The sequence below is a fragment of the Arthrobacter sp. Y3223151 genome (assembly GCF_059091125.1).
In genome coordinates this window covers 668,976-695,954 of the sequence record NZ_JBNHGI010000001.1, presented here as the reverse complement: position 1 = coordinate 695,954, position 26,979 = coordinate 668,976, and the positions used below count along the sequence as shown (strand labels likewise).

Here is a 26,979-nt window from a genome sequence, read left to right as displayed (position 1 = left end):
GGATACAGCCAGTCCCGGTGACCGCCGTATCCCGCCGGCCCTCCGGGCCGGCGCGCCTCCCTCTCCGGCGATCCAATTTGCCCTGAATTCTCTCCGGTGACACGCCGGTTCCTCGGCAATGCTGTTCAAATGACACTGGTGTTGTTTATGTTATCTGTGGGACAAATGTTGCAACTGTGACTGATGTTGCATATCCTCAACGTGCTGTGTGAATGCAGTTCGGTCTAGTTGGGGTGCCACCCGTTCGCACATTGACCGTTCCGGCCCCAAGGCCGGCCGTCCTGATAGGGCGCGTGCATTTACTGCGCTCCTAGTAAGGACCCGTTCGGATGAGGCTGCTTCCCTCGGGGCGTCCTGCCCCGCATCGATCGACGACGCCGAGGCGCGCCGTCGCGCTCTTCTCGGCTACCGCCCTGTTGATCTGCGTTCCGGCCCTGGCGCCGGCCATCGCCGCACCGGCGGGACAGTTGCCGCAGGTGACGTCGCAGCGGATCATCCTGCCGGCGGCGCCCACGCTGCCTTCCGGCGAGGAGATCGACGACGCCAAGGGCGATGCAGCGGCGACCCAGGCCCTGGTGGACCGGATCGAAGAGCAGCTCAAGGCGGCTTCGGGAAACCTTGCGGACGCGCAGTTCGATTCAATGCGTTCCCAGAACGCCTACAGCGAGTCGCTGCTGAGGCAGCAGGAGCGGACCACCGAACTTGCTGATGCCAAGGCCAAGGCGTCGCAGGCAGCGCAGTACTTCGATTCAGTCAAGAATCAGGTGGGGCAGCTGGCCGGTGAACTCTACCGGAACGGCGGCGTCAACCCCGGTCTCAGCTCGCTGCTGGACAGCAAGGACGCCGGCGACGTGCTGTACAAGGCCTCCACGCTCAATGCGCTGACGGCGAACCGCTCGCAGACCCTGAGCGAATCCCAGCAGGCCGCCCAGCTGTGGGCAGCCTGGGAGCTCTATGTCACCCAGGCCGAAGAGGCCGCCCGGGACGCGGCAGTAGCCGCGGAGGCCGCTGAGTCGGACGCGAAGGCCGCCAGCGCCTCGCAGGAGCAGTTGGTGGTCCGTTACGAGGAACAGCGGCAGGCGCTCCTGGAACACCTGGCCGAACTGCGCGGGACCAGCACCGGCGAAGAGGACGCACGCATCACCGCCCTGGAGCGCGCCGAGCAGGAACGTCAGCTCCAGGCCCTGGTCGAGCAGTCGGCACAGGAGGCCGCCGCCGCCCAGCGGCCCGCCGGCGGCAGTTCAAACCCGCAGGGCTCCACCGTTGCAGCGGCCAGTGAAGACATCACGCCGGCCCGGCCGGCCGCGCCGCCGGCAACCTCTCGGCCGGCAGCCCCGTCAACCCCGCCGGCAACCTCCCGGCCGGCAACCCCGTCAACCCCGCCATCGGCGTCACGGCCCTCGACGCCTGCGCCGTCCCGGCCCTCGACGCCTGCCCCGGCCCCGCCTCCGCCGCCGGCCCCTCAACCGGCCCCGAAGCCCAAGCCGGATCCGGCACCGCCGGCACCGGCACCGGCCCCCGGCAGCAACGCGGGCATCGCCAACGCCGCGATCAACTTCTCCATGGCCAAGCAGGCGAACAACAAGAGCTTCTACGATTGGGGCGGCAGCGGCCCATGGGGCTATGACTGCTCCGGACTGACGCAGGCGGCGTTCGGCAGCGCCGGTCGCTATCTCCCCCGCGTGGCGCAGGCCCAGCTCGACGACGCACCGCACAAGGTGCCGCTCGCCCAACTTCAGCCGGGCGACCTTGTTTTCTGGGGCGAACCGAACGCCATCTGGCACGTGGCGATCTACATCGGCAACTGGCAAGTCGTCCACGCGCTAAACGAGCAGGATGGTCTGACGGTGACGAACATCAGCCACATGTACGGCAAGCTGCACACGGTCGGCGCCCGCTGGGCCGTCTAGCCTGCACTGCTTAAACAGCCTGCACAGCTTAAAAGGGGCGGGCCCGGAACCTTTGGGGTTCCGGGCCCGCCCTTCTGCAACCTGCGGTTATTCGGCGTCCGGCAGGGGGCCGAAGTTGCGGCGGTCGTCCAAGCGAGGGTCATGCTTGTCCGGCACCACCATGACGGGGCCCTTGGCATGGTGCAGCACGCCCTGGCTGGTGGAGCCCAGCAGCATGCCGGCGAAGCCGCCGCGGCCGCGGGTACCAACCACCAGCAGTTCGGCGGTGCGTGACGCCTCGATCAACAGTTCCACCGGGGAGCCGTCCAGTACTTCACCGGTGACGCGCAGATCGGGGAAGTGGCTCTTGAGCCATGCCACGCCGGCGTCGAGCTGCTCACGGATATCCGCATAGAGCGCCTCGCGGTCCAGCGGTGCCGGTACCCACGCCAGCGAGCCGGTGAACGGCGGCATGGCGCAGATGACCTTCAGCGGATAGCCGAGCCGCTCGGCCTGCTCTGCGGCGACCAAGGTGGCGTTGCGTGCCTGCTCGGAACCGTCGACCCCCACCACGACGACCTTCTGGACGTCCTCGGGGCGGATTGCCTGGTCCTTGGACCGGGGAAGCTCGATGTCCAGGTCGCCGAGGCGCGGCGCGCAGGCCAGCGGAATCGTCACCGTCGGGCAGGAAGCGTGGGCCGGCACGGCACTGCTCACAGAGCCCAGCAACCGGCCCATGAACCCGCCGCGGCCGCGCGTACCGACCACGACCAGCTCGGCCTGTTCCGAGAGCTCCAGCAGCACCCCGGCGGCGTCGCCGGTTTCCACCCGGGCATCGATGTCCAGGCCGTAGCCGGTAACTTTGGACACCGCCTGCTCGAGCACGGCTTCGGCGCCTTCGCGGATCACGGAATCATCCAGCGTGGCATAGCCGGCATCCATGCTGGAGGCAGCGAAGACCGGAACGGTGTAGGCGGTCACGACGTGCAGCGGGGTCCTGCGCCGTTGCGCCTCTTCCGCAGCCCAAACCAACGCGCAGATGCTCTGATCGGAGCCGTCAACTCCGACGACAATGCCGCGGGGTGCCGCGCCCTGTCCGGCGTCTGAACCTGTGGCTTCTGTCATTCGTTCCGCCTCCCTCAACGTCGCACGGGCATCCTCGCCCGCTACCCTCAGCTTACTCTGCAACAAAGCGCTTCTCAGTGGCCGAAAAGTTATGTAGGCTTCGATGAAAATTGTGTTAAATAACAGTTTCACAATGCGTGTGCGGGCGGTCCGTTCGCCGCCCGAGGTTCTCGCTACCGTACAAGGAGTCCGTGCAGTGAGTGGCGTTTCCGTACCAGAAGTGCCTACCGAATACACCACCACGGTGGTCATCGGTTCCGGGCTGCCCGGACTGGCCGTGGCGAGTGAACTCAGCCGCCAGGGCGTGTCGTCGATCGTCGTGGAGGGGTTGCTCCCCCAGCCGGCCGACCAAGGACGCAGGTCCCCGCTGGCGGACTCGGCGCACCGGAGCGAACGCAACGACCTGCTGCGGTTGCTGCAGGCGTACGCCGCCAGCCATGCGCTGGACATCCGCCACAGCACCCATGTCTGCGGCGTCACCAAGACGTCGGAGAAAACAGCGTCGGCCGCTCAGGCGGAGGCGTCCAGGCCGACGGCTGCCTCCGCGGCCCACGCGCCCGCGATCAGCAGGGACAAGAACCAGAAGTGGGTCATCCGCACCGAAAACGGCTTGCTGGTCGCCGATTCCGTCGTCCTGACGGGCTGCGCGCAGAACCAGATGCGCCGGCTGCTCCGCAGCCTGGGCATCGCGGCCGGCGAAAACCTTGCCTCCGTCCTGAAGGCGATCGGCCTCTACCTGGTCGGCGTTGCGGATCTGCTGGCCCCGAGCACACGGGAGATCATCCGGCAGGCGAAGGTGGCCGGCAGCGCCATCGCCTCCACCTCCCGGCCGGCCGTCGCCTGACACCCCCGGCAGGCGGAGAACAGCGGCGGCGTACGCTCGTCGCTGGACCCCGTGCAGGCGGGAAGCAGCGGCGCCGTACGCCGGCGCGTGCCGCGAGGGGCTAGAATTTTGGGGAAATCCCTGACCATACCACTTACCTGTGGAGGACACCCCCATGCCCCAAAAGGGAGCAGTAGCCGCCAAGACTTCGGTGCTCGACCGCTACTTCGAGATCACCAAGCGCGGCTCCAACTATTCGCGCGAAATCCGCGGCGGCTTGGCCACGTTCTTCGCGATGAGCTACATCGTGGTGCTGAACCCGCTGATCCTGGGCGGCGCTGATTCGACCGGTGCCATGCTTGGTGCCGAGCGCGTCGCGGCGGTGACGGCACTGGTGGCCGGCGTGCTGACCATTGCGATGGGCGCATGGGCCAAGTACCCGTTCGCCCTGGCGACCGGTCTGGGTGTCAACGCCTTCGTTGCCATCACGGTCGCGACCAATCCGGGCCTGACCTGGCCCGACGTCATGGGCCTGGTGGTGCTGTCCGGCATTACCATGCTGATCCTGGTGCTGACCGGGTTCCGGACCGCGGTGTTCAACGCCGTGCCGCCCAGCCTGAAAACCGCCATTGTGGTGGGCATCGGCATGTTCATCGCCCTGATCGGCCTGGTCAACGCCGGCTTCATCCGCCGCATTCCGGACGCTGCGGGCACCACCGTTCCAGTGGGCCTCGGGTTCGACGGCGTGCTGCTCGGCTGGCCGACCCTGGTCTTCGTCGTCGGCCTGATCCTGACCATCGCCCTGGTGGTGCGCAAGGTCAAGGGCGGCATCCTGATCGGCGTACTCTCCGCTACCGTGCTCGCGGTGGTCATCGAAGCCGTGGCCGATGTCGGCCCGTCGGTGGGTCCGGACGGCTTCAACCCCCAGGGCTGGTCCCTGGTGGTGCCCGAGCTGCCGAACGGCAACTGGGTGGGGCTGCCCGACCTGAGCCTGGTCGGCCAGGTCAGCCTCTTCGGCTCCTTCGGAACGCTGGGCTTCACGGCTGCTTCCCTGCTGGCCTTTGCGATCCTGCTGAGCATCTTCTTCGACGCCATGGGCACCATGGTGGGCCTGGCCAACGAGGCAGGACTGACCGACAAGCAGGGCAATATTCCGCACGTGGACCGGGTGCTGATCGTCGACGCCGTGGGCGCGATTGCCGGCGGCGCCGGATCGGTCTCTTCCAACCAGATCTACGTGGAATCCGGCGCAGGCATCGGCGAAGGTGCGCGTACCGGCCTGGCCAACGTCGTCACCGGCCTGCTGTTCCTCATCGCCATGTTCTTCACACCGCTGATTTCGTTGGTGCCGTTCGAGGCAGTGGCGCCGGCGCTCGTCGTCGTCGGTTTCATGATGGTGTCCCAGGTGGGCAAGATCGACTGGTCCGACTGGGGCGTGGCCATCCCGGCCTTCCTGACCTTCACGCTGATGCCGTTCACGTATTCCATCGCCAACGGCCTGGGCGCAGGTTTCATCGCCTACGTGCTGGTGCGCACGTTCCAGGGCCGGGCCAGGGAGATCCACCCGCTGATGTGGATAGTGGCCGCCGCCTTCGTGCTCTTCTTCGGCATCGGGCCGATCGAGCAGCTCATCGGCTTCCGCTGACCGCAGGTCCGCCGAGGCGAAAGGGACCGGTACCGCCGCAACGGGTGGCACCGGTCCCTTCGGTTTTAGTCGCTTGGCTCGCGCCGGCGCGTCTAGGCCTGGGCCCGCACTTCCGCTTCCGTGCGTGCCAGGTCGGCCCGGTCCAGGTCGCGGAGGGAGGCGCCCTTCGTTTCGCGGGTGAAGATCACCGCCACGACGGTGATGGCCGAGGCGACCACCAGGTACAGGGCAACCGGCAGCCAGTGCTCGAAGTCCTTCAGCAGCGTGGAGGCGATGATCGGGGCGAGCGAACCGGCGAAGATCGACGTCACCTGGTAGCCCAGCGAGACACCGGAGTAGCGCATCCGGGTCGGGAACATCTCGGCCATGATGGCCGGCTGCCCCGCATACATCAGCCCGTGCACGGCAAGGCCCAGGAAGATCGCGGCCAGGATGATGATCGGGTTCTGCGTGTCGAACATCGGGAAGGCGACGAAGGCCCAGACCCCCGACAGCACGGCGCCGGCCATGTAGACCGGGCGGCGGCCAATGGTGTCCGACAGGCGTCCGTAGAACGGGATCACGACGAAGTGGAAGGCGTGCGCCAGGATCAGCAGGCCCAGCACCGTGGTGACATCGAAGTCGTGAACGGTCTTCAGATACGTGATGGAGAAGGCCACCACGATGTAGTAGATGATGTTCTCCGCCACGCGCAGCCCCATGGCAGTGAACACGCCGCGCGGGTACTTCTTCATCACTTCCACGACGCCGTAGGACGTGGCCTTCACCTTGGCGGACTCGGCCTGGGCTTCCAGGAAGATCGGCGCCTCGGTGACCTTGGTGCGGATGTAGTAGCCGACGAGCACGATGACCGCAGAGAGCCAGAAGGCAACGCGCCAGCCCCAGGCCTGGAACTCGGCCTCGGAAAGGATGCCGGACATCACCCACAGCACTACCGTGGCCAGCATGTTGCCCATCGGCACACCCGCCTGCGGCCAGGACGCCCAGAAGCCGCGCTTGGCAGCCGGGCTGTGCTCGGCCACCAGGAGGACCGCGCCGCCCCATTCGCCGCCGATGGCAAAGCCCTGGACGAACCGCAGCACCACCAGCAGGCCCGGGGCCCAGTAACCGATCTGGTCGAACCCGGGCAGGCAGCCCATCAAGAACGTGGCGGCACCGATCAGGATGATGCTCACCTGCAGCAGCTTCTTCCGGCCCAGCTTGTCGCCGAAGTGGCCGAACACGATCCCGCCCAGCGGCCGGGCGATGAAGCCGACGGCGAACGTGACGAACGCGGCGATGATCGCGTCCAGTTCGGTACCCGCATCCGGGAAGAACAGGGCGCCGAAGACCAGCGTGGCCGCGGTGGCATAGAGGAAGAACTCGTACCATTCCACGACCGTGCCGGCCATGGAAGCGGTGACGACCTTGCGCAGGACCGACGGCGGCGACTCGTGCGTCGTGCCGGATCCGGGTCCGGTGGGGGTAGCGTGGGCGCTCATCATTCTCCTTGCATGGCGTGCGGTTTATTGCGGCGTTTTCGGCCGGGACTCCCCCCGCACGCTGTGAGTGTGGTCACAAACAGACGTAGCCGAGTATTCCCCGCTCCCGCATGTGCATCAATGACAAACTTTGCAGGCATGGTCTGCAAAGATGCAGATATGCCACCCGCGCCGCAGTCCGCCAAGCCGGACGACCTGATCATCCTCCTCGCCGTCGCACGCACCGGCCGGTATACCGTTGCCGCCGAGAACCTGGGCCTGAACCACACCACCGTCTCGCGTCGCATCGCCGCCGTCGAAAAGGCCCTGGGCGGCCGCGTGTTCTCCGGGGCGCCGGGGGGCTGGGAGCTGACCGACCTGGGCCGGAAGGCGGCAGCGGTGGCCGAGCGGATCGAAGAATCGCTGACGGAGCTCGGGCGCACGCCGGATCAGGCCGACCGGTTGGCCGGGGTCGTGAGGATGTCTGCCACCGACGGTTTCAGCGCGTTCGTCGCCGCCCCGGCGATTGCCCGCCTGCAGCAGCACCATCCCAGGCTCAGCGTGGAGATCGTTACGGCTGCCCGCCAGGCCTCGCAACACCGGCCGGGCCTGGATTTCGAAGTCGTCGTCGGGCGGCCGCAGGTTATCCGTGCCCGATCCATTCGGCTGGGCAACTATGTACTGGGCCTCTACGGTTCCCGGGACTATCTCGCGGAACACGGCGCACCGGACAGCGTGCGCGCGGCCATGAACCACCCGCTGGTCTATTTCGTGGACTCCATGCTGCAGGTCGACGATCTCGACGCCGCGCGCCGCTTGCTGCCGGCGATGGCCACCGCCCTGGGTTCCACCAACGTTTTCGTCCACGTAGAGGCAACCCGCGCCGGCGCCGGCCTCGGCCTGCTGCCCTGCTTCATGGCCAACCGCCACCCGGATCTGGTCCGTATCCTGCCGGGGGAACTGGAGGAGCGGCTCGGGTACTGGCTGGTGGCCCGCCCGGAGTCGCTGCGGCAACCGGCGGTGGCGGCGGTCGTTGATGCGCTCAGGCGCGAGACCCGCAGCCGGGAAGCCGAGCTCCTGGGGAAGGGGACCGGCACACGGTGAAAGGATTAATGACCGAGATGCCGGGCACTGCACCTAACTTGGGGGGATTAGGTTGTCAGCACCCGGCATCCGGCGCCGGATTAAATCCGGCTGAGCAGACATAGCGCTCCAGCCACCATCCATAGTGTCGAAGCCGTTCTTTCTATGCCTGCCTCCGGAGAGCCAGCCGCAAGCGGCTCACTCCCGGGCCTAGTACGGCCGCTGCGCGGCCGTTCGTGTCCATCTTACAAACAATTTCCGGCCGAAGTCATAACGTTCCGGGAAAGGGTACTAATTGGCCGGCCGGTCTTGCCGGATCGCCGATCCTCTGCAAAACTTCTCTACCCTCGGCCCGTCCCACAGCTGTGCCGGCATGGCACCGTGCAGCAACTCCCGGACGAGTCCCGGACCGTTTTCCAGCGGCTGGTCGCTGGCAGCGATGACCACGTTTCCGTGCCGGCGGCCCTTGAGCATCGGCGGATCGGCAATGATCACCCGGTGCTCGAACACCTCGCCGATGGTCGCCGCCTCCTCGCGGGCACCGATCAGCCGGGGTGTGTCGCCGCAGTTCACCAGATAGACCCCGCCGGGCGAGAGGACGCGCCGCACCGCGCGGGTGAATTCCAGCGTGGTCAGTCCGTACGGGGTCTCGCTGCCGGAGAAGACGTCGCGGACCAGCAGGTCCCGGCTGTCCTCGCTCAGTGATTCGGTGACCGCCCGTGCTTCACCCACCCGGATGCGTACCAACGGCGCACGCGGGATGTCGAACCACTGGCGCACGAGGTCGGCCAGCTTCGCGTCGATCTCGACCACGACCTGGCGCGCCTCCGGGTACGCGGCCGCCAGGTAGCGGGCCATCGAGCACGCCCCGCCGCCCAGGTGCAGGGCCCGCAGCTTAGCCCCGGGCCCCCAGCGGGATGCGATCAGCGCCGCCATCCAGCGCATGTATTCGAAGTCCAACCGCAACGGATCGCCGACCACCACGTGGGAGGACTGGACGCCGTTGATCTTGAGCAGCCAGCTGTCCGCCGAGTCAGGCTCGCGGACCAGCTCGGCTATCCCGGAGGAAATCTCATAGCGTCCCTCGGCCGGCCCGCCGGAAGCCTCCGGCTCCCGTGCCGCCTCGGCACGGGTGCTCCGCCGCGTCATCGGCTACTTGACCAGCGCCAGCGCGAAGCCGTCCCAGCCCTTGCCGCCCACGGTCTGGATCGCTGTGGCGTCCAAACGCGGGTCGGAGCCCAGCAGCGCCAGCGCATCGCGGGTGCCGCGGATGTCGCGGTCCTCCGCGTCGCCGCCGTCGGTCAGCACCTGGCCCGACCGGACCACGTTGTCCACTACAATCAGGCTGCCGGGACGCGTCAACCGCAGGGCCCACTCGACGTAGTGCCGGTTGTTTTCCTTGTCCGCGTCGATAAACACCAGGTCGAACGGCCCGACGCCCTCTTCGGCGAGCCGCGGCAGGGTTTCCAGTGCGGCGCCCACCCGGATGCTGGCCTTGTCCGCGACGCCGGCGGCCTCCAGGTTCCGCTGCGCCACCTCGGCGTGCCGCGGTTCGTACTCGCAGCTGACCACTTCGCCGTCGTCCGGCAGTCCGTGGGCCAGCCAGATGGTGCTGTACCCGCCGAGCGTGCCGATTTCCAGCACCTTGCGGGCACCGCTCAGCCTGGCCAGCAGCATCAGCAGCTTGCCCTGGGTTGCGCTCACCTCGATGGCCGGCAGGCCTTCTTGCGCGGCGCCCTCCCTGGCGGCGACCTGGGACTGGTCCTCCCCCACCAAGGTGACGGTCAGGTAATCTTCGACGGCGGTCCACGCCGCTTCCGAATGGACGTCCGGCAGGCCCGGCTGGACGGTCACTGCTGCTCCTGTTCGGCGATGGCAGACTCCAGGCGGTCGACCTTGCCGTTGAGCTCGCCGTAGTATCCCGGACGGATGTCCGCCTTGAGCACCAGGGACACGCGCGATCCGTGGCGGCCCACGGCCTCGGTGGCACGCTTGATCACGTCCATTACCTCGTCCCACTCGCCCTCGATGGTGGTGAACATCGCGTCCGTATGGTTGGGCAGCCCGGATTCGCGGACGATCCGGACGGCCTCGGCAACCGCGTCATGGACCGAGGCATCGTGGGGTGCGGGACCGGCGACAGGCACCCCGGAGGGTGCAACAGAGAAGGCTACAAGCATGGCTTCAGTCTTCCACAGCACCCGTGCCGGCGCACAGGTCCGGTGTCACCTGCCGCAACCGCGGGGCCTCGGCCCGCACTGCACGTGACGCACTTTACATGCATTTGCATAAAATATGGCGGGTTTTGGGGCTAGGCTGGACATACGGGTTTCGCACCCGCACCGTTCCGCCGGTCCGTTCCACCGGTCGCCTGCGGAATGCACCATCCGCAGCCGAGCCACAGGAGACCCCATGAAAGCCTGGCAGTTTACCAATACCCACGAGCCGCTTGAACTGAACGAAGTCGAGGAGCCGACCGCCGCACCCGGCGGCGTCGTCATCGACATCAAGTCGGCCGGGTTGTGCCACTCCGATGTCGGCATGCTTGAGGACGAGGGCTGGCTCTCGACGCTGGCCAAGCGCCCCATAACCCTCGGCCATGAGGTGGCCGGCGTCATCACCGAGGTCGGGGAAGGCGTCACCGACTGGAAGGTCGGCGACCGCGTCGGCTGCTGCCCGACCACTCCGGCCGGCGCTCCCGGCTACGCCTTCGACGGCGGCTTCTCCTTTAAGACTGCCATCGACCAGCAGGCCCTGGTCCGCATCCCGGACAACGTCAGCTTCGCCCAGGGCGCGGCCGGCACCGATGCCGGCATGACCAGCCACCACGCCGTCATCGCCAACGGCCAGGTCAAGGCCGGCGACAAGGTCGGCATCATCGGCTTCGGCGGCCTTGGCTCCATTGGCGCCCGCGTGGCCGTGTTGGCCGGCGCAGAGGTCTACGTCGCCGAGGTCAACGAGAAGATCTGGGACCAGGCCAAGGAGACCGGCGCCAAGGACGTGGCGAAGTCCATCGCCGAGTTCAAGGAGATCGGCCTGGACGTCATCGTCGATTTTGCCGGCTTCGGCACAACCACCGCCGAGGCCATCGAGACGGTCCGCCGCGGCGGCCGCGTGGTCCAGGTCGGCATGGGCCGGCTGGAATCGACCATCAGCACCAAGGCGCTGATCCTCTCCGAGGTCACCCTGGTCGGCTCGCAGGGCGGCACCCGGGACGACGTACAGGGCGTCTACGATTACTTCGCCACCGGCAAGCTCACTCCGACCATCACCGAGATCACCTTCGAGGAAATCCCGGAGGGCCTGGAGAAGCTGAAGAAGGGCGAAGTCGTCGGCCGGCTGGTCGCCAAGATCGCTGACTGACCCCTAACCGAATGATTGACGACGGCGGTGCGAACCGCCGTCGTCAATTTGCCTTAAGCCGCGCCTCGGTGCGCCGCCCGCGGTTATCCCCAGCCGGCCAGGCGGAGCAGTGCGGCCGCGGCCGCGCCGGCGATGACCACCACCAGGAACGGCGCGCGCAGCAGCAGGGCGACCGCGGCGGCCAGCAGCGCCCCGACCCGGGCGTCGAGCGCCAAGTGCTGGCCGGTGGAGAAGGCGTTGACGACGGTCAGCGACGCGAGCAAGCCGATGGTCATGGTGGCGGCGACCCGCGACATCCGCTGGTTCTTCATCCACTTGGCGGGCACCAGATAGCCGGCCAGCTTCGTGAGGTAGGAGATGACGCAGGCGGCCACTATCCAAATCCACAGGCTCATGGCGCCTCCCTTCCGTCCCCGCTGCCGGCCGGATCGTCGCCGCCCGCCGCCCGGCGCTCCGACCTGGCGAGCGTGTGGGGTCCGTCGTGCTCGGAATACGGCTCGTCGTAGGGCTCGATGTCCGGCGCCATCCCGGCGGGAATGGGTTTATGGGTGAACCAGCCGATGGCGGCCGCGACCGCCGCGGCCACCAGGATGGGCACTCCGCTGGGCACGAATGGCACGGCCAGCAGCGTGGCCAGGGCGCAGGCAACCGCGATGGCGGCCGGTTCCTTGCCTTTCAGCCGCGGCCACAGCAGCGCCAGGAACGCGGCGACGGCGGCTCCGTCCAGCCCCCACTGCCTCGGATCACCCAGGGCGTTGCCGGCCAGTGCCCCCACCAACGTGAATAGATTCCAGAGCAGGAATATACCCACGCCGGCGGTCCAAAAACCGCGCCGCTGCTCGCCCGGGTGGTCCTGGCCGGAGGCCGTGGCGGTGGATTCGTCGATGGTCACATGGGCGGCCAGCGGCCGCCACCAGCGGGACGGGGAGACGAGCGCGTTCATCTGCATGCCATAGATGCCGTTGCGGATACCCAACAGGGCGGAAGCGGTCATCGCGGCCATGCCGGTGCCGCCGCCGCCGATCACTCCGATGAACGCGAACTGGGAGCCGCCGCTAAAGAGCAGCAGGCTCAGCGCCATGGTCTGCCAGAGGTCGAGTCCCGATGCCACCGACAATGCGCCAAACGACACCCCGTACAGCCCGGTGGCGATGGAGATGGACAGCCCCACTTTCACGGCCGGGGACTGGAGAAACTTCACCCGTCTACAGTAGCCGGGAAGACTGCCGCGGCGCCGCTGCCCCCAGCCGTGGATATCGCTGTGGAAACTGTGCAAACGGCCGGGTGACGCGGCTGCGGCTAAACGGCTTGCGCCTACACGGCTTCCTGCGCGTGGCCGTTAATCGCGTCCGCCGCCCGGATCAAGGCCAGGTGCGAGAACGCCTGCGGGAAGTTGCCGGTCATCCGTTTGTTCTCGCTGTCGTACTCCTCGGCCATCAGCCCCAGGTCGTTGGCGTAACCGACCAGCCGGTCCATCAGGTCCCGGGCGTCGCCGATCCGCCCGGAACGGGCATACTGTTCCACCAGCCAGAAGCAGCAGGCCAGGAACGGGTGCTCGCCCGGAGCCAGCCCGTCCAGCCCCGACTCGGTCCGGTAGCGCAGGATCAGTCCGTCCGCATCCACGAGCTCCTGCTCCAGGCGGGCGACGGTCCCCAGCATCAGGTCGTCGTCGTACTTCACGAAGCCCACCTGCGGCAGCACCAGCAGCGAGGCGTCCACCTCGGTGCCGTCATAGGTCTGGGTGAAGGAGTTGATCTCCCGGTTGAAGCCGTGCTCCATGATCTCTTCGCGCAGCGTGTCCCGCAGCTGCGCCCAGTGCTCGGCTTCGCCGTCCAGGCCGTGCTCCTGCACCGCCCGCACACCGCGGTCGAACGCCGCCCACATCATCACCCGGGAGTGGGTGAAGTAGCGCCGTTCGCCCCGCATCTCCCAGATGCCCTGGTCCTTCTGGTCGAAGTGCTTCTCGATGTAGTGCAGCATGGCCTTCTGCAGCGGCCAGGAGAAGTGGTCCTCGGTGCCGCCCATGTTGCGCAGCTTCTCCAGCGCGACCATGACCTCGCCGATCACATCCGCCTGGTACTGGCCCACCGCGCCGTTTCCCACCCGCACCGGTGCCGACCCTTCATAGCCGGGCAGGTGCGGGATGATCCGTTCCTCCAGGTCGCGTTCCCCGGCCACCCCGTACATGATCTGCAGGTCTTCCGGATCGCCGGCCACCGCGCGCAGCAGCCAGTTGCGCCACTGTAGCGCCTCGTCTTCGTAGCCGTGGGTCATCATCGATTCGAGCGTCAGCGCCGCATCACGGAGCCAGACGTAGCGGTAGTCCCAGTTCCGTTCCCCGCCGAAGGACTCCGGCAACGAGGTAGTCGGCGCGGCGACGATCCCGCCGGTGGTCTCGTGCGTCATGGCGCGCAGCACCAGCAGGGAACGCTTGACGATGCCGTGGTAATCCCCCTGCGGCGGGAACCGTGAGCACCAGGTCTGCCAGTAGCGCACCGTTTCCGCCAGCGCTGTGTCGACGTCGATCGCCGGCGGCACCGTCCGGTGGGACGGGAACCAGCACAGCTCGAAATCGACCGTTTCGCCGGCCTTGACCGTGAATTCGCCTTCGTGCCGGCGGTTGGCGGCGCGCGGCAGGCGCTCCCCGTGCAGCACCAGCGCGTCCGGGCCGGCGATGGCGACGATCGATTCCCGGCCGGTGGCTTCCTCGTGCACGCGGTTCACCCACGGCACCACGTCCCCGTAGTGGAACCGCATGATCAGTTCCTGCCGGATGGTCATTTCGCCGGAAAGGCCCTCGACGCGGCGGACAAGTGATGCCCGGCGGTCGCCCACCGGCATGAACTCGGTCACCAGTGCCTCGCCGGTTTCGCTCTTCCAGCGGGTCTGCAGCACAAACGTCGACTGAATATAGGAGCGTTCAACGACGACGGCGGACGGCGCCTCTGTTGCCTCTGCCGCCTCTGCGACGACCGGGGTGCCGGTGCGGCCGCCCCCTGCAGCCTCGGTTGCAGCCGGCGCGGACACAACGTTGCCGCGGGGCAAGGTGTCCGTGAGGGTAGGGCGTGCCGACGTCGACCCGGCCGCCGTCGGGCCGCCCGTGCCGCCGGTTGCAGCCACGGATACGCCGGCCTCGGTGGCGCCAGTCGCAGCCACGGAAACGCCGGCCTCGGTGGCGCCGGTGGCGGCCGGGGATGCGCCAGCTTCGGCGGTGCCGGCCGCGTCGCCAATTTGTCCGGCTTCCTCGGCCCCGGGCCCCGCACCGGCGGACTTTTTCGCCTCGTCCGTTGCGGACCGGCCGGGGCTCTCCGCGGCCGCCGAAACTGCTTCATTTTGTTCGCGCGTCGAGACCGGCGGCTGGCTGCGCTGGACCTCCAACGGGTCGCTGCTCAGTCCGCCGTGCACACCCGTCCCCATCGCTTCCCCGCTCTGCGGATGCGCGCCGTCCGGCGCCAGCAGCCAGCGGCCGTGCCCGGGGTGCCCGAGCAGCGCACTGAAGACGCTGGGAGAATCGAAGCGGGGAAGGCAGAGCCAGTCCATGCTCCCGGACCGGGACACCAGGGCTCCAGTATGCAGATCCGATATGAGTGCGTAGTCCTCAATGGGAGATGCCATCTCTCCACTCAATCACAAGGGACCCGGTTACGGCAGCGGCTGTCTAGGCCGGTGCAGCCTGCAGCTGCCGGCGAACCGCGGCCGGCCGGTTGGTGGTGATTTCGCCGAAACCCAACTCGCGGCACAGCTCCACGTCCTGCGGATCGTCCACCGTCCAGACGCGGAACTGCGTGCCGGCGTCGAGCCATCGCCGGACGAGCGGCAGATGCGAGCGCACGTAGTCGATGCCGGGTCCGGCCCAGCCTACGCGGTGCGATTCGATCAGGCCTTCGCCTTCAGACAGCGCCCGTCGCAGCAGTACTGCAACTGCGCCGACGGTCAACTCGCCCATCAGGAGGCTGGCTTTGAGTTCTTCGGCGTCGATGTCATCCAGGAGTTGGCACAGATACTGGCCCGGTATGTGGTCGGCCAGGTACTTCACGGCGTCCGGGTGGAAGCTCATGAAGGATACCTGGATGTTGTCCAGCCGGGAGGTTTCCGGATCCCAGCCCTCCGCCATCAGGTACCTGAGCACCTCGTCTTCCAGCTCCTGCCCGTACGGGCTCGGGTGCTTGAGCTCTACGGCCAGGCCCAGCGGCCGGCCGGCGTCGCGCATGAGATCGACGAGGTCGTCCAGCGTCACCAGTTGGTCGGCGGTGCCGCCGTACTCGGCCGGAATCGGCGTGCCCTTCCACGAACTGACGTCCAGTTGCAGCAGTTCGTCCAGCGTGTGATCGGACACGTTGCCGGTGCCGGTGGAGGTGCGGTCCAGCGTGAAGTCGTGGAAACAGACCAGCCGGCGGTCTTTGGTCAGGTGGAGGTCGCACTCGATCCCGTCGGCGCCGTCGGCGATCGCCTGCAGGTAAGCGGCCCGCGTATTCTCCGCATACTGCTCACTGGAACCACGGTGGGCGTAGATCCTCTGGTGCATGAATTCACCGTACGCGATGACCGGACATCGGGACCCGCCGTAGGGTTGACTGGTGGGTGAACGAACGATGATCGTTCGGCGATTCGGTTTCGGAGGCAACATGGGCACTCAGACGGGCGGCGGCGTCGCACCTGACACGGCGGAAGGGCGGACGGCGGCCGGACACGCGGCGCACAACATCCCCGGAAGCCTCCCGGGTGGCGGAAAGAGCCAGCTTTCCGTGCTGCCGGACAGCGTTCGTGCCGCAGGCCTGCGGCGGATGAAACTGCTCGCCACGGGTTTGCTGCTGGTGCTGGCGGTGATCTTCGTGGTGTCCTTTGCGCTGCAGGACCGCTACCCGTGGCTGAGCTATGTTCGGGCCGCGGCCGAGGGCGGAATGGTGGGTGCACTCGCGGACTGGTTCGCCGTGACCGCGCTGTTCAAACACCCGATGGGGCTGAAAATTCCGCACACCGCGATCATCCCGCGCCGCAAGGACCAGATCGGCGCGAGCCTGGGCCAGTTCGTGGAAGAGAATTTCCTGGCCGAGGACGTGGTCAAGGCCAAGATCGGTTCCCTTGGGATCACTGCCAAGGCCGGCCTCTGGCTGGAACGGCCGGAAAACACCGAGCGGATTGCCCGCGAGGGCGCCACGGCCATCCGCGGAGCCTTGACGGTCCTCAATGACGAGGACGTGCAGGAACTGATTGAGTCACTGGCGCGCCGGCATCTGATCGACCCGCAGTGGGGACCGCCGCTGGGCCGGCTGGCCGAGCACGTGCTGCGCGACGGCCACCACCTGAAGCTGGTGGATCTGCTGCTGGACCGCGCCGCCGACTGGGTCCTGGACAACCAGGACACGGTGGCGCGGCTGGTGTCCGACCGCTCACCGACCTGGGTCCCGCCCTTCCTGGATTCGCTGGTGGGCGACAAGGTCCATCTGGAGCTGTACAAGTTCCTCATCGCGGTGCAGGCCGACCCGGATCATCCGATGCGCCAGCAGTTAGACGGGTACCTGAACTCCCTGGCACAGGACCTGCAGCACGATCCCGAAATGATGGCACGGGTGGAGGCGATCAAGCACAACGCCTTCGGCGACCCCGAAGTGCGTTCACTGGCGGCCCGCACGTGGGAGACGCTGAAGACCGCCCTGCTGGAGGCGGTGGAGGACCCCCAGAGCGGGTTGAGCCTGACGTTCAAGCGGGCGGTCGGAGACTTCGGCCACCGGCTGGCCACCGACGCGGAACTGGCGGCCAAGATCGACGGCTGGATCGAGGAGGCGGCCGGGTACCTGGTCCGCACCTATCGTTCGCAGATTGCCGCGGTCATCACCGAAACGGTGGAGCGCTGGGATGCGCAGGAGACGTCGCGGAAGATCGAACTCCAGGTGGGCCGGGACCTGCAGTTCATCCGGATCAACGGCACTGTGGTCGGCTCCCTGGCCGGGCTGGCGATCTTCACGGTGGCCACCGCCGCCTTCGGCTAGCCGGCGCTAGGCTCCCGGTGGAGCATCCGCTCCAGTTCGTGACTAATGCTCCGGTTTGAACCGGAGCCCGAGCCCGAAACGGAGCACAAGGTCCACTTCGGGCCCTAGCCCGCCCAGAGAAAGCGGAGACGTTGGCCGGGCCGGGCCTGGGCCAGCGCCGGGAGGTCGGCCGCTTCCACCACGGCCGGCACCGGATAGCCGCCGGTCACCGGATGGTCGGCCAGGAATACGGTGGGCAAGCCCGACGGCGGCACCTGCACCGCGCCGGTAACCATGCCTTCGCTGGGCAATTCCCGGTCGACCGCGCGCCGCAGCGGCCGGCCCAGCAGGCGCAGTCCGATCCGGTTGCTCTCGGCGCTGACCGTCCACCGGCCCAGCACCAGCCGCTGGCGCGCCTCGGCGGTGAACCAGTCCAGCCGCGGCCCGGGGCGGAGCCGCACGGTCACGGCGGCGGCGGGCGGCAGCGGCACCGGCGTCCAGCGCGAATCGACGGCGGGCCCTTGGTGCTTGGCGTGTCCTGGGCCCTCGCCGGCGAGCGCGGCGGCGGGGTTCGAGCCGGTCCGTCCGGCCGGTGGAACAACCCCGGTCTCCACCACGTCCCCGTCCCGCAGCGGAGCCGGCCCCATGCCGGAGAGCAGATCCGTGGCCGCCGATCCCATCAGGGTCTCGGCCACGATGCCGCCAGCCACCGCCAGGTAATACCTGAGCCCGGACGCGGCGGGGGCGATCTCCAGCCGCTGGCCGGCACGGACGCGGATGGGCCGATAAAGATCCGGTCGGTCCTTCCGCGGCCGGCCCGCGGACGCAGGCTTAGCCGCCGCGTTTCCCGGGCCCGTCACCGAGAGTTTGCCGGAGGCCCCGGCCACCGCCACCACCGTGTCGGCGTCGAACCGCAGCACGGCGCCGCCCAGCAGCAACTCCAGCCCCGCCGCGGTGTCGGGGTTTCCGACCAGGCGGTTGGCCGTGCGCAGTGCCCGGGCGTCCAGCGCGCCGGACGGGCTCAGCCCGATCGCGGCGTGGCCCGGCCGGCCGAGGTCCTGCACCAGAAGTTGCGGTCCCGCCGTGACTACGGTGATCACCGGCTACACCGCCCTGAACCGCACGCGCGTTCCCGGCGCAATCAGCGCCGGCTGCTCCCGCGCGGCGTCCCACAGCCGCTCATCGGTCCTGCCGATCAGCTGCCAGCCGCCGGGTGACGCGGAGGGGTAGATGCCGGTGAACTCGCCCGCCAGGCCCACCGATCCGGCCGGCACCCGGGTCCGCGGTTCGGCCAGCCGCGGTACCTGCAGCGAGTTCCCGGGTGCCACCAGGTAGGCGAAGCCCGGCGCAAAGCCGGTGAAAGCGGCTACCCATTCGCACTGCTGGTGGCGCCGCACGACGTCCGCCTCACTCACGCCCAGGATCCGTGCCACCGCCGGCAGGTCCTCCCCCGAGTAGTCCACCTCGACCGTGACCTCGTCCCCGGTGGTGCGTGCGCCGCCGTCGTGCGGTGGGGTCTGTTCCAGCCAGCGGCGGACGACGGCGGCGGCCGCCGGGTCGTCGAAGGCCGCCAGGATGGTGCGGGCCGCGGGAACCAGCTCCGTCACGCCCGGCAGCGGCGCAACCGAGAGTGCGTTGTAGTGCGCCAGGACGTCGTCGAGGGTGTCGAATTCGGCGAGCAGGGCGTTCGCGCCGAAGGGCAGGATCCGCACCCTACCGTCCAGTGGTGCGGGGCCCGGAGGGAGCGGGAACGGGTGCCGCGCCGGCGGTGCGGGAATCGCCGGCGGCGGGGCGCCGGCCGGACCGGTGGCCGGCAGCCCCCGTGAAGGGACGCAGTGGGATCCCGGCGGCGGCCAGCCGTTCCCGGACCAGCCGCGCCATCGCCACCGCGCCCGGGGTATCGCCGTGGACGCAGAGGGAATCCGCCGCCCCGTCGCGGGCGAAGTCCACGGCCCGGTCCGCAATTTCCTCCAGGTCTTCCAGCAGGGCGCCGGGCTCGCCGCGCGGAATGAGTGTTCCGTCCGCCCGGTAACCGCGATCCACGAAAGCCTCCCGGAACACCGGCAGTCCGGCGGCGGCCGCCAGTTCGAGCGCCGCCGATCCGGGCAGCCCGAGGAGGGGAAGCCGCGGCTCGAAGGCGCCGATGGCTTCGACCACCGCCGCGGCCTGGCTGCGGTCGTGGACTATCCGGTTATAGAGCGCGCCATGCGGCTTCACGTAAGCCACTCGTGCCCCCGCGCCCCTGGCGATCCGGTCGAGGGCGGCCAGCTGGGCAGCCACGTCGGCGGTCAGGTCGGCCGCGGCGACGTCCAGGCTTCGGCGGCCAAACCCGGCCCGGTCCCGGTAGGAAACGTGCGCGCCCACCGCCACCCCGTGCTCCACGGCGCGGCGGCAACTGGCCAGCATCGTCTCGTCGTCGCCGGCATGGTAGCCGCAGGCGATGTTCGCGCTGGTGATCAGCGGAAACATCGCGGCGTCGTCGCCCATCAGCCGACCGTCGACCGATTCTCCAAGATCGCTGTTCAGGTCGATCCCCGGCCGGCCCCCCGACTCAGCTCGAACCGGATCGCCTTGGCGGGCAGGGCGGCCGCCGGGTGCTGTCACGGCCCGGTCCCGTCGTCGGGTCCGCCGGCGGGGCGGCTGCGGCCATCGCCGTCCTGGTCGCCGGACGCCTCGAGGGCCGCCGGCGCCGTCCGCCTGCGGCCGGGCAGCCTCTCCAGCATCCGGCCGGCGACCCGGCCGGGCACCGCCGGCAGCTCGCCCAGCCGGTACCGGTTGTCGGCGAGGTCCTCCACCAGGGACATCGGCAGCACCATCGGCGGCTCCCCGAAGGCGGTCCTGGTGGCTTCGATGACGCGCCGGCCCATCACATGGTTACCGGCACCACCAACGGCCGCGCCGATGCCGAAGGGAACCGCGCGGCCGAGCATCGCCGTCCCCTGCTTGGCCAGCAGTTTGGTCAGGAAACGCTTTTTCAGGCTGTCCACGAGCGAGCTGACCATGCCGGAGGGCATGCTGCTGCCCACCGCGCTGCCCCAAGCCCGCGACGGGTTTCCGCCGCGCCCGCCGGCCTGCCCGGCGAACTCACGGATCAGGGAGCTGCCCTCGTCGCCCATCAGGATGGCCATCACCAGGGCCTGGGAGCGCTCGGGGTTCTCGGTATCGATGCCATGCAGTTCGGCGATGGACTGGGCGAACAGGGCGGTGGCTTCCAGGAAGCCCACCGTCGCCACCGCGGAGAAGCCCAGTGCCGCCACCGTGCCAACACCTGGCACGACGGCCGAAGCCCCCACCGCCGCGCCGCCGGTGGTCACCGCTGCCAGGTATCTCTTTTCCAGCTTCGCGGCCAGCTCGGCCGGCGTCGCGTCCGGGTTCTTGCGCCGCAGCCGGTCCAGGTTGGCCAGCACCAGCGGCCGCTGGACGTCCAGCGCCTTCATGATGGCGGTCGTTACGCCCGGCTTTGGGTTGCCGTGCTTGTCGAAAGCCGCGTCGGCGGCGACCCGCATGGCTGGGTTGATCTTCCGTCCTCTGGCCACAAACCCTCCTGGAGCAATCAGCACCGTGATGGTGTTCCGGCCTTAAGCGTAAGTCACGGGTTGCGGGACGTTCCCCAAAACACCAAGTATGCTGACAAAGCACCGCGTACTTCCTGTACGACGGCCGGATGCAGCGCCAGCTGCGCCGGCCGCCCAACCTAAAGGAGTTGCTGGCTATGAGAATCGGATCATCAATCGCCTTGATTGCCATCGGCGCAATTCTGGCCTTCGCCGTTGCCGACGTCGTGGATTTCATCGACCTGACGCTGATCGGCTGGATCCTGATGGGCGTAGGCGTGCTCGGCCTGATCGTCTCCATCATCATGGCCGTCCCACGCCGCGAGCACCGCGTGACGGAAAGCCGCCGCATCGAGGATCCGCACACCGGCGAGACCATCCGGCGCGACGAAACCCGCGGCCTCTAGGCCCACAGGCTGAGGCAGCCGGCACGCGGCCTCCACGGCCCGCGTGCCGGCCGGCCTCGCCGATCAGCGGGGTTTTTTGCTGCCCAGCGCCACGAGCGACAGCACAATCCCCGCCCCGCACACCAGCGTGGCCAGATAGGCCAGGCCCACGCCGTCCTCGCCGCCCATGCCCAGCGTCAGGCTGAGCGGCAGCCAGAGCACGGCCCAGCCGAGCACCGCGAACAGCGGCGCATACCGCTCGCCGCGCGCCGTCCAGCGGTAGGCAAAAACCGCGAGGACAACGACGGCGATGGCTCCGGCCAGGGCGAAGCCCGCCAGCGTGCCGCCGCCCTCCGGGTCCTGCCGCGAGCCCAGCGAGAAGGCCGTCATGGTGTCGATGGCCACGACGATGACACCAACGGCGATGGCGAACTGCAAGACGTTACCGGCCTGGATCAGCAACATCCGCCGCACATCTGGCCTCATGCCGTTTTCCTCCCGTAGCTCCGCCCGCTCAGGGCTCCCTCTCCTGCCACCCTATATAAGGCATTAGGGCGATATCAGGCCCAGGGCGCCCGGCCCAGCGGGCGTCGCCTTCAGGACCGGCCTGCCGCATACACCGTGGCCCGGTTGGACAGGGCAGTGCCCCGGCGGAATCTTCCACCGGGGCACTGGCCGGCGCCCTCGCGGGCAGGCGTTACCAGCGGATCTTTTTCTCGGGCGGTCCCTGCCGGCCGCTGGCGTGCTTCGGCTTGTGGCTGTTGCCGATGCTGTGCCAGCCGGCCAGGTCGCCGGCCTTGGCCGCACGGCGGGAAGCCAGCCTCGCCTGTTGGTCCTCGGTCAGTTTGGCCGCGGCGGCCGGGGCGAGGTGGATGTTTGGTTCACGGGATTCGGCGGGTTTTGGTGCCCGCGGATCGATGTCAGTCATGGCTCTCCTTCGGTATTTTCAGGAGCCTGCCGGGAACTGGTCCGCCGCACCTGTCGTCAAGACAGGACGCCACAATACCCGGAGCATCATCCGGGCGTGAGCGGGGGTGGGATCAGGGAACCACTCGCGAGGTACAGCCTCAGCAAGCCTTGTGTGGTGGTCGGATTGACCGGTCCAAGACCTGGTTACTCGAAAATCAGAATTCCCATGGCGCACAGCCTAACAGCGCCGCAGGGCATCCGGTAGATTCAAGCAAAGGCCGGCGAGAAGGGGGACCATGTCCGCATCACAGTTCGACCAGCGGTACGACGCGATCTACCAGCGCGGCGGCGAAACGGCTGGCGCCGCAACGACGGGCGGCACCCCGCGCACCGCCGGGGCCCGGCCGACGGCGGGCCAGCAGGCGGCGGGCCAGCAGGCGGCGGTACCGCCGGCGGCGCGGCTCCCCCGGCCCGTCACCCCACCGGACACCCCGGCGGACACCCGGGTGAGCCCGGCATTTCCTGCGGCCGCGACGCATGCGGCGCCCGCGACGGACCCCCGCGCCGACCACAGCACAGCCCAGGCGACCGGCATCGCCGAGGTCATTCCGCCCGACGCCGTCGTGACGGCGAGGCCGGCGGGTGCGGCGCCGCTCCGCCGAAAGGTCAATCCGTTCCTAGCAGCGATGTGGGTGCTGGGCCTGGGGCTGGCCGGGTTCGGGGCCTGGGGCTCGCTGGCACCGCACTTCATCGAGCTGGACGCCATGCTCGGGCCCACGGGCAGCTACGGGCCGCCGTGGATTTTCATCTTCAGCTCCGTCGCGCCCACGATCCTGATCGCCGGGCTGCTCACCGTCGTCGCCACCTTGACCTTGCACGCCGTCAGCTGGATGCGCCGGCACCCCTGACCCCACCCCGCAGCCCGCAGCCCGCAGCAGTAATCCGCCGTGCGCGTGGTGGATCCTATTCGGGGCTTTCGGGCCACTCGACATGCGGCTCGTACTCCGGGTGCTTGTGCAGCCAGCCCGCAACGTACTCGCAGTACGGAACGATCTTCCTCCCGCCGGCGACCACGTCGTCCAGCGCATGGCGCACCAGCTTGCCGGCCAGGCCCTGGCCGGCAAAGTCATCGAACACCCGCGTATGGGTGAACGCCACGGTCCCGCCGTGCGCCTGAAACTCGGTGAACCCTGCCAGGGACCGGGCGGCCAGCACCTCGTAGCGCCTTAGATCCTCGTTCAGCCGGAAAGAGAGGTTGTCAGCCATAGCCCGAGCCTGACACACGCGGGCGGCGGTGCAAACACACCGCCGCCCGCATGGGCTGCCGCAGGCTAGATCAAGCCGTCGGCCAGGTGGTTGGGCGTACCGAAGCGATGCGCGGTGATGCTGACGGCCTGCTCGTGCAGGAACGGCAGCATTTCCACCCGGCCGGCTTCGGTCACGTCGTGGGCGTAGACAGCCACATCCGGCCGCCCGCCGGCGGCGACGGCGAGCGCCGTGGCGTCCCCGCCGATCAGCCGGATCCGCCCGGCGCCGATCCGTGGCACCCGGGTCAGCCAGTCGGCGTCGTCCTCCACGGCCACGGCAAGATCCAGCTCCGTGGCCACGGCCCGCAGTGCCGCGGGAAGCTCGACGGCGGTGGACACCGTGACCGCGGAGCCGGCCCGCACGCCGGCGGCCAGCACGCGGACCAGCTTGGCCAGCGGCTCGCCGTCGGACAGCCGGACCGTGACCGGCACGGGCAGGTAGCGGAACACGTTGCGCTCGGCGGTCAGGCCGGACACGTCCTTGGCCGCGCCGAACTCGGCGGCCCAGGCGGCAGCGTCCGAGCGCAGCGAGCGTTCCAGCCCGGCGAGCTCGTCGGCGGACAGCGCCTGGCCCGCGCGCCGGGCAGCCTCCAGCAGCTTCGCCGCCGCGCCGGTGATGTCGGCGGTGGCCGTCGACGGTGCGGTCTCCCAGTCGCCGAGCCCGACCAGGTAGTTCGGTCCGCCGGCCTTGGTTCCGGCCCCCACCGAGGACTTCTTCCAGCCGCCGAAGGGTTGGCGCCGGACGATGGCGCCGGTGATGCCCCGGTTCACGTAGAGGTTGCCGGCCTGGATGTTCTGCAGCCAGTAGTCCAGCTCGTCCCGGTCCAGTGAATGCAGGCCCGAGGTCAGGCCGTACTCGATGTCGTTGGTGATGGCGACCGCCTCTTCGAGCGTTTCGGCGGTCATCACCCCGAGGATCGGGCCGAAGAACTCGGTCAGGTGATAGCGCGAGCCGCGCTTTACCCCGGTGCGCACGCCCGGACTCCAGAGCTTGCCGGTCTCGTCCAGCTGTTCCGGCCGGATCAGCCAGCTCTCGCCGGCGCCCAGCGTCGTCAGCCCGTCCAGCAGCTTGCCTTCGGCCGGGGCGATGACCGGGCCCATCTGGGTGGCCGGATCCTGGGGATAGCCCACCTTCATCGAGGTGACCGCGTCCACCAACTGGTTGCGGAAGCGCGGCGACGTGGCGGCGGATCCCACCAGGATCACCAGCGAGGCCGCGGAGCACTTCTGCCCGGCATGGCCGAACGCGGAGTAGGCGACGTCCCTGGCGGCCAGGTCGAAGTCGGCGCTGGGCGTGACGATGATGGCGTTCTTGCCGGAGGTCTCGGCCAGCAGCGGCAGGTCCGGGCGGAAGGAGCGGAACAGCTCGGCGGTCTCGTAGGCGCCGGTGAGGATCACGCGGTCCACCTCCGGGTGCGAGACCAGCTGCCGGCCCAGTTCGCGCTCGCCCAGCTGCACCAGCTGCAGCACATCGCGCGGCACCCCGGCTTCGTCAAATGCCTCCCACAGCGCTTCCACCATCACGGCCCCGGTGCGGGCCGCCTGCTTCGCAGGCTTGATCACGACGGCGGAGCCCGCGGCCAGCGCCGCCAACGCGCCTCCGGCGGGGATCGCCGTCGGGAAGTTCCACGGCGGGGTGACCACGGTCAGCCGGGACGGAACGAATTCGGCGCCGTCCACCGTGTCCAGCATGCGCGCCAGCTCGGCGTAGAAGTGCGCGAAGTCGGCGGCCTCGGACACCTCCGGGTCGCCCTGGTCCAGGGTCTTGCCCGCCTCGGCAGCCATGACCTCTAACAGCCGGGCGCGGTGGGCATTCAGTTTGTCGCCGGCCTTGTGCAGCACCTCGGCACGTTCGGCGCCGCTCATCGCCCCCCAGCTCTTGGACTGGTCGACGGCCGTGGCCACGACCTGCGCCAGCTGCGCTTCATCCGTGACCTCGGCGGCGGCAACGGTGTCGATGCCGAGCCTCGAGCCCGGTACGCGGGACAGGATCTCCCGGCCCCAGGCCAGGTTGGCGGGCAGCGACGGATCGGTGTCCGGGATGTTATCGAAGGAGTCGGCGGGCCGGGCCGGTTCGGGCTTGGTGCGGTCCTGCTGCCGGTTCGGTTCCGGGACGTCGTCGTCGAGGTTCTCGAGCGAGGCGAGGAAGCGCTGCTTCTCGCGCTCGAAGAGGTGCTCGTTCTTGCTGAGCTCGAAGACTGCGGACATGAAGTTCTCGCTACTGGCGCCCTCTTCGAGCCGCCGGATCAGGTAGGCGATGGCCACGTCGAACTCGCCGGGGTGGACCACCGGGGTGTAGAGCAGCAGCGACCCGACGTCCTTCTTCACCGCCTCGGCCTGGCCCTGCGCCATGCCCAGCAGCATCTCGAAGTCGATGGCCCCCGCGAGGTGTCCGATGCCGCGCTGCTTGGCCAGCAGCCAGGCGAACGCGACGTCGAACAGGTTGTGCCCGGCGACGCCGATCCGCACGTTGCCGATCCGGTCCGGGTGCAGGGCGTAGTTGATCACGCGCTTGTAGTTGGTGTCCGAGTCCTGCTTGGTTCCCCAGGTGGCCAGCGGCCAGCCGTGCAGCGACGCTTCCACGTGCTCCATGGGCAGGTTGGCGCCCTTGACCACGCGGACCTTGATCGCGGCGCCGCCGCGGGCGCGGCGGGCGGCGGACCACTCCTGCAACCGGATCATGGCCTGCAGCGCGTCCGGCAGATAGGCCTGCAGCACAATGCCGGCCTCCAGCTGCTCGAACTCCGGCTTGTCCAGGATCTTGGTGAAGACCGCCATGGTCATCTCCAGGTCCTTGTACTCCTCCATATCCAGGTTGATGAACTTGGGCTTCGGGGAGTTGGCCGCCTGCCGGTACAGCGGGGTCAGGCTGTCGACGACGTGCTCCACGGCCTCGTCGAAGGCCCAGTGCGAGTGCGGTGCCACGGTAGAGGAGACCTTGATGGAAACGTAGTCGACGTCGTCGCGGGCCAGCAGGCGTTTGGTGCCTTCGAGCCGGCGTTCCGCCTCGCGGCTCCCCAGGACGGCCTCGCCCAACAGGTTGATGTTCAGCCTGACGTCTTCCCCGCGGATCCTGGCGATGGCCGGGCCCAGCTTGGCATCGGTCGCGTCCACGATCAGGTGGCCCACCATTTCGCGCAGCACCCGCCGGGCCACCGGAATGACCACGTGCGGGAGGACCGGGGCCATGGTGCCTCCCACGCGCACCGCGGCCCGCATGTACCAGGGCAGGAAGGCCGGAACCTTCGGTGCCAGTGCGGACAGGTTGCGGGCGGCAACGCTCAGGTCCTCGGGGCGGATCACGCCGTCGACGAATCCCACGGTGAAATCCAGCCCGTTCGGATCATTCAAGACGCCGGCCAGCTGGCGGGCGGAGGCGTCGGCGGGGACTTTCTCGGCCTCGGTCAGCCAGTGGCGGACCAGTTTGATGGAGTCGGCGGCGAGGTCGGCCATCTGCTCATCGGGC

General features: G+C 68.8%; 25 protein-coding genes. 8 read left to right on the top strand and 17 right to left on the bottom strand.

Annotation, left to right across the window (positions count from 1 at the left end; all coding sequences use genetic code 11):
* Positions 1–329 precede the first annotated feature (329 nt).
* Complete coding sequence (locus AC5RUP_RS03335; protein ID WP_494158262.1) at positions 330–1,910, top strand: C40 family peptidase; 1,581 nt, start codon at positions 330–332, stop codon at positions 1,908–1,910.
* A gap of 87 nt (positions 1,911–1,997) precedes the next feature.
* Here the strand turns inward: AC5RUP_RS03335 and AC5RUP_RS03330 are convergent, their stop codons facing one another.
* On the bottom strand, positions 1,998–3,014 hold the full coding sequence (locus tag AC5RUP_RS03330; protein WP_494065491.1) for a universal stress protein: 1,017 nt from the start codon (positions 3,012–3,014) through the stop codon (positions 1,998–2,000).
* A gap of 196 nt (positions 3,015–3,210) precedes the next feature.
* Between AC5RUP_RS03330 and AC5RUP_RS03325 the strand changes: the two genes are divergently transcribed.
* Both AC5RUP_RS03325 and AC5RUP_RS03320 read left to right on the top strand, forming a co-directional pair.
* A complete protein-coding gene (locus tag AC5RUP_RS03325; protein WP_494149477.1) occupies positions 3,211–3,858 on the top strand; it encodes an FAD-binding protein in 648 nt (215 codons plus the stop codon).
* 154 nt (positions 3,859–4,012) lie between these two features.
* Positions 4,013–5,482, top strand: a complete 1,470-nt coding sequence (locus tag AC5RUP_RS03320; protein WP_494092006.1) for an NCS2 family permease — start codon at positions 4,013–4,015, stop codon at positions 5,480–5,482.
* A 92-nt stretch (positions 5,483–5,574) separates the two neighbouring features.
* On the opposite strand, the gene AC5RUP_RS03315 is transcribed toward AC5RUP_RS03320, so the two are convergent.
* Positions 5,575–6,963 (bottom strand): MFS transporter, encoded by a 1,389-nt coding sequence (locus AC5RUP_RS03315; RefSeq protein WP_494092007.1) that lies wholly within the window; start codon positions 6,961–6,963, stop codon positions 5,575–5,577.
* A gap of 159 nt (positions 6,964–7,122) precedes the next feature.
* On the opposite strand from AC5RUP_RS03315, the gene AC5RUP_RS03310 reads away from it, so the two are divergent.
* Positions 7,123–8,046, top strand: a complete 924-nt coding sequence (locus tag AC5RUP_RS03310; RefSeq protein WP_494092008.1) for a LysR family transcriptional regulator — start codon at positions 7,123–7,125, stop codon at positions 8,044–8,046.
* A 270-nt stretch (positions 8,047–8,316) separates the two neighbouring features.
* On the opposite strand, the gene AC5RUP_RS03305 is transcribed toward AC5RUP_RS03310, so the two are convergent.
* Genes AC5RUP_RS03305 through AC5RUP_RS03295 form a run of 3 tightly spaced genes read right to left on the bottom strand, consistent with a single transcriptional unit; the run spans position 8,317 to position 10,205 of the window.
* The gene (locus AC5RUP_RS03305; protein ID WP_494154075.1) at positions 8,317–9,174 is read right to left on the bottom strand and encodes a spermidine synthase; all 858 of its coding nucleotides are present in this window, start codon (positions 9,172–9,174) and stop codon (positions 8,317–8,319) included.
* A 3-nt stretch (positions 9,175–9,177) separates the two neighbouring features.
* Positions 9,178–9,879, bottom strand: a complete 702-nt coding sequence (locus AC5RUP_RS03300; RefSeq protein ID WP_494065486.1) for an O-methyltransferase — start codon at positions 9,877–9,879, stop codon at positions 9,178–9,180.
* Positions 9,876–10,205: a thiamine-binding protein gene (locus AC5RUP_RS03295; RefSeq protein WP_494065485.1), complete on the bottom strand. Its 330-nt coding sequence runs from the start codon at positions 10,203–10,205 to the stop codon at positions 9,876–9,878. The genes AC5RUP_RS03300 and AC5RUP_RS03295 overlap by 4 nt, the downstream gene beginning before the upstream one ends.
* A gap of 232 nt (positions 10,206–10,437) precedes the next feature.
* Between AC5RUP_RS03295 and AC5RUP_RS03290 the strand changes: the two genes are divergently transcribed.
* Positions 10,438–11,388: a zinc-binding dehydrogenase gene (locus tag AC5RUP_RS03290; protein ID WP_493978363.1), complete on the top strand. Its 951-nt coding sequence runs from the start codon at positions 10,438–10,440 to the stop codon at positions 11,386–11,388.
* 83 nt (positions 11,389–11,471) lie between these two features.
* Here the strand turns inward: AC5RUP_RS03290 and AC5RUP_RS03285 are convergent, their stop codons facing one another.
* The 4 genes from AC5RUP_RS03285 to AC5RUP_RS03270 all read right to left on the bottom strand — a co-directional run bounded on the left by AC5RUP_RS03285 (position 11,472) and on the right by AC5RUP_RS03270 (position 15,913).
* Positions 11,472–11,783 carry an AzlD domain-containing protein gene (locus AC5RUP_RS03285; protein WP_494149480.1) on the bottom strand — a complete coding sequence of 104 codons (312 nt, stop codon included), beginning with the start codon at positions 11,781–11,783 and terminating at the stop codon, positions 11,472–11,474.
* On the bottom strand, positions 11,780–12,589 hold the full coding sequence (locus tag AC5RUP_RS03280) for an AzlC family ABC transporter permease (RefSeq protein WP_494154453.1): 810 nt from the start codon (positions 12,587–12,589) through the stop codon (positions 11,780–11,782). The genes AC5RUP_RS03285 and AC5RUP_RS03280 overlap by 4 nt, the downstream gene beginning before the upstream one ends.
* Before the next feature lie 113 nt (positions 12,590–12,702).
* A complete protein-coding gene (locus AC5RUP_RS03275; protein WP_494154454.1) occupies positions 12,703–15,003 on the bottom strand; it encodes a glycoside hydrolase family 15 protein in 2,301 nt (766 codons plus the stop codon).
* A 43-nt stretch (positions 15,004–15,046) separates the two neighbouring features.
* Positions 15,047–15,913, bottom strand: coding sequence for a glycerophosphodiester phosphodiesterase family protein (locus tag AC5RUP_RS03270; protein ID WP_494065480.1), 867 nt, complete (start codon positions 15,911–15,913; stop codon positions 15,047–15,049).
* A 100-nt stretch (positions 15,914–16,013) separates the two neighbouring features.
* On the opposite strand from AC5RUP_RS03270, the gene AC5RUP_RS03265 reads away from it, so the two are divergent.
* Positions 16,014–17,378 (top strand): DUF445 domain-containing protein, encoded by a 1,365-nt coding sequence (locus AC5RUP_RS03265; protein ID WP_494154455.1) that lies wholly within the window; start codon positions 16,014–16,016, stop codon positions 17,376–17,378.
* Between the two features lie 104 nt (positions 17,379–17,482).
* Here AC5RUP_RS03265 and AC5RUP_RS03260 read toward each other — a convergent pair whose 3' ends face one another.
* From AC5RUP_RS03260 to AC5RUP_RS03245, 4 genes are all read right to left on the bottom strand, one after another.
* Positions 17,483–18,457 (bottom strand): 5-oxoprolinase subunit C family protein, encoded by a 975-nt coding sequence (locus AC5RUP_RS03260; RefSeq protein ID WP_494158261.1) that lies wholly within the window; start codon positions 18,455–18,457, stop codon positions 17,483–17,485.
* Between the two features lie 3 nt (positions 18,458–18,460).
* The gene (locus AC5RUP_RS03255; protein ID WP_494133049.1) at positions 18,461–19,069 is read right to left on the bottom strand and encodes a 5-oxoprolinase subunit B family protein; all 609 of its coding nucleotides are present in this window, start codon (positions 19,067–19,069) and stop codon (positions 18,461–18,463) included.
* Between the two features lies 1 nt (position 19,070).
* Complete coding sequence (locus tag AC5RUP_RS03250; protein ID WP_494158282.1) at positions 19,071–19,889, bottom strand: LamB/YcsF family protein; 819 nt, start codon at positions 19,887–19,889, stop codon at positions 19,071–19,073.
* 68 nt (positions 19,890–19,957) lie between these two features.
* Positions 19,958–20,893: a hypothetical protein gene (locus AC5RUP_RS03245; RefSeq protein WP_494133050.1), complete on the bottom strand. Its 936-nt coding sequence runs from the start codon at positions 20,891–20,893 to the stop codon at positions 19,958–19,960.
* Between the two features lie 176 nt (positions 20,894–21,069).
* Between AC5RUP_RS03245 and AC5RUP_RS03240 the strand changes: the two genes are divergently transcribed.
* The gene (locus AC5RUP_RS03240; RefSeq protein ID WP_494093310.1) at positions 21,070–21,318 is read left to right on the top strand and encodes a DUF6458 family protein; all 249 of its coding nucleotides are present in this window, start codon (positions 21,070–21,072) and stop codon (positions 21,316–21,318) included.
* Positions 21,319–21,381: 63 nt separating this feature from the next.
* On the opposite strand, the gene AC5RUP_RS03235 is transcribed toward AC5RUP_RS03240, so the two are convergent.
* A complete protein-coding gene (locus AC5RUP_RS03235; protein ID WP_494133051.1) occupies positions 21,382–21,783 on the bottom strand; it encodes a hypothetical protein in 402 nt (133 codons plus the stop codon).
* A gap of 211 nt (positions 21,784–21,994) precedes the next feature.
* On the bottom strand, positions 21,995–22,225 hold the full coding sequence (locus AC5RUP_RS03230; RefSeq protein WP_494133052.1) for a hypothetical protein: 231 nt from the start codon (positions 22,223–22,225) through the stop codon (positions 21,995–21,997).
* Positions 22,226–22,502: 277 nt separating this feature from the next.
* Between AC5RUP_RS03230 and AC5RUP_RS03225 the strand changes: the two genes are divergently transcribed.
* Positions 22,503–23,114: a hypothetical protein gene (locus AC5RUP_RS03225; protein WP_494158260.1), complete on the top strand. Its 612-nt coding sequence runs from the start codon at positions 22,503–22,505 to the stop codon at positions 23,112–23,114.
* Positions 23,115–23,169: 55 nt separating this feature from the next.
* Here AC5RUP_RS03225 and AC5RUP_RS03220 read toward each other — a convergent pair whose 3' ends face one another.
* Together AC5RUP_RS03220 and AC5RUP_RS03215 are read right to left on the bottom strand one after the other, a co-directional pair.
* Positions 23,170–23,472 carry a GNAT family N-acetyltransferase gene (locus AC5RUP_RS03220; protein ID WP_494133054.1) on the bottom strand — a complete coding sequence of 101 codons (303 nt, stop codon included), beginning with the start codon at positions 23,470–23,472 and terminating at the stop codon, positions 23,170–23,172.
* A gap of 65 nt (positions 23,473–23,537) precedes the next feature.
* A complete protein-coding gene (locus tag AC5RUP_RS03215; protein ID WP_494158281.1) occupies positions 23,538–26,966 on the bottom strand; it encodes a bifunctional proline dehydrogenase/L-glutamate gamma-semialdehyde dehydrogenase in 3,429 nt (1,142 codons plus the stop codon).
* Positions 26,967–26,979: the final 13 nt, after the last annotated feature.

Bases quoted from the DNA above. Each gene is read 5' to 3' on its own strand.
- AC5RUP_RS03330 (WP_494065491.1), bottom strand. From the start codon at position 3,014: ATGACAGAAGCCACAGGTTCAGACGCCGGACAGGGCGCGGCACCCCGC.
- AC5RUP_RS03235 (WP_494133051.1), bottom strand. From the start codon at position 21,783: ATGAGGCCAGATGTGCGGCGGATGTTGCTGATCCAGGCCGGTAACGTC.
- AC5RUP_RS03275 (WP_494154454.1), bottom strand. From the start codon at position 15,003: ATGGCATCTCCCATTGAGGACTACGCACTCATATCGGATCTGCATACT.
- AC5RUP_RS03265 (WP_494154455.1), top strand. From the start codon at position 16,014: ATGGGCACTCAGACGGGCGGCGGCGTCGCACCTGACACGGCGGAAGGG.
- AC5RUP_RS03225 (WP_494158260.1), top strand. From the start codon at position 22,503: ATGTCCGCATCACAGTTCGACCAGCGGTACGACGCGATCTACCAGCGC.
- AC5RUP_RS03310 (WP_494092008.1), top strand. From the start codon at position 7,123: ATGCCACCCGCGCCGCAGTCCGCCAAGCCGGACGACCTGATCATCCTC.
- AC5RUP_RS03295 (WP_494065485.1), bottom strand. From the start codon at position 10,205: ATGCTTGTAGCCTTCTCTGTTGCACCCTCCGGGGTGCCTGTCGCCGGT.
- AC5RUP_RS03220 (WP_494133054.1), bottom strand. From the start codon at position 23,472: ATGGCTGACAACCTCTCTTTCCGGCTGAACGAGGATCTAAGGCGCTAC.
- AC5RUP_RS03320 (WP_494092006.1), top strand. From the start codon at position 4,013: ATGCCCCAAAAGGGAGCAGTAGCCGCCAAGACTTCGGTGCTCGACCGC.
- AC5RUP_RS03240 (WP_494093310.1), top strand. From the start codon at position 21,070: ATGAGAATCGGATCATCAATCGCCTTGATTGCCATCGGCGCAATTCTG.
- AC5RUP_RS03285 (WP_494149480.1), bottom strand. From the start codon at position 11,783: ATGAGCCTGTGGATTTGGATAGTGGCCGCCTGCGTCATCTCCTACCTC.
- AC5RUP_RS03215 (WP_494158281.1), bottom strand. From the start codon at position 26,966: ATGGCCGACCTCGCCGCCGACTCCATCAAACTGGTCCGCCACTGGCTG.
- AC5RUP_RS03335 (WP_494158262.1), top strand. From the start codon at position 330: ATGAGGCTGCTTCCCTCGGGGCGTCCTGCCCCGCATCGATCGACGACG.
- AC5RUP_RS03315 (WP_494092007.1), bottom strand. From the start codon at position 6,963: ATGAGCGCCCACGCTACCCCCACCGGACCCGGATCCGGCACGACGCAC.
- AC5RUP_RS03305 (WP_494154075.1), bottom strand. From the start codon at position 9,174: ATGACGCGGCGGAGCACCCGTGCCGAGGCGGCACGGGAGCCGGAGGCT.
- AC5RUP_RS03270 (WP_494065480.1), bottom strand. From the start codon at position 15,913: ATGCACCAGAGGATCTACGCCCACCGTGGTTCCAGTGAGCAGTATGCG.
- AC5RUP_RS03230 (WP_494133052.1), bottom strand. From the start codon at position 22,225: ATGACTGACATCGATCCGCGGGCACCAAAACCCGCCGAATCCCGTGAA.
- AC5RUP_RS03290 (WP_493978363.1), top strand. From the start codon at position 10,438: ATGAAAGCCTGGCAGTTTACCAATACCCACGAGCCGCTTGAACTGAAC.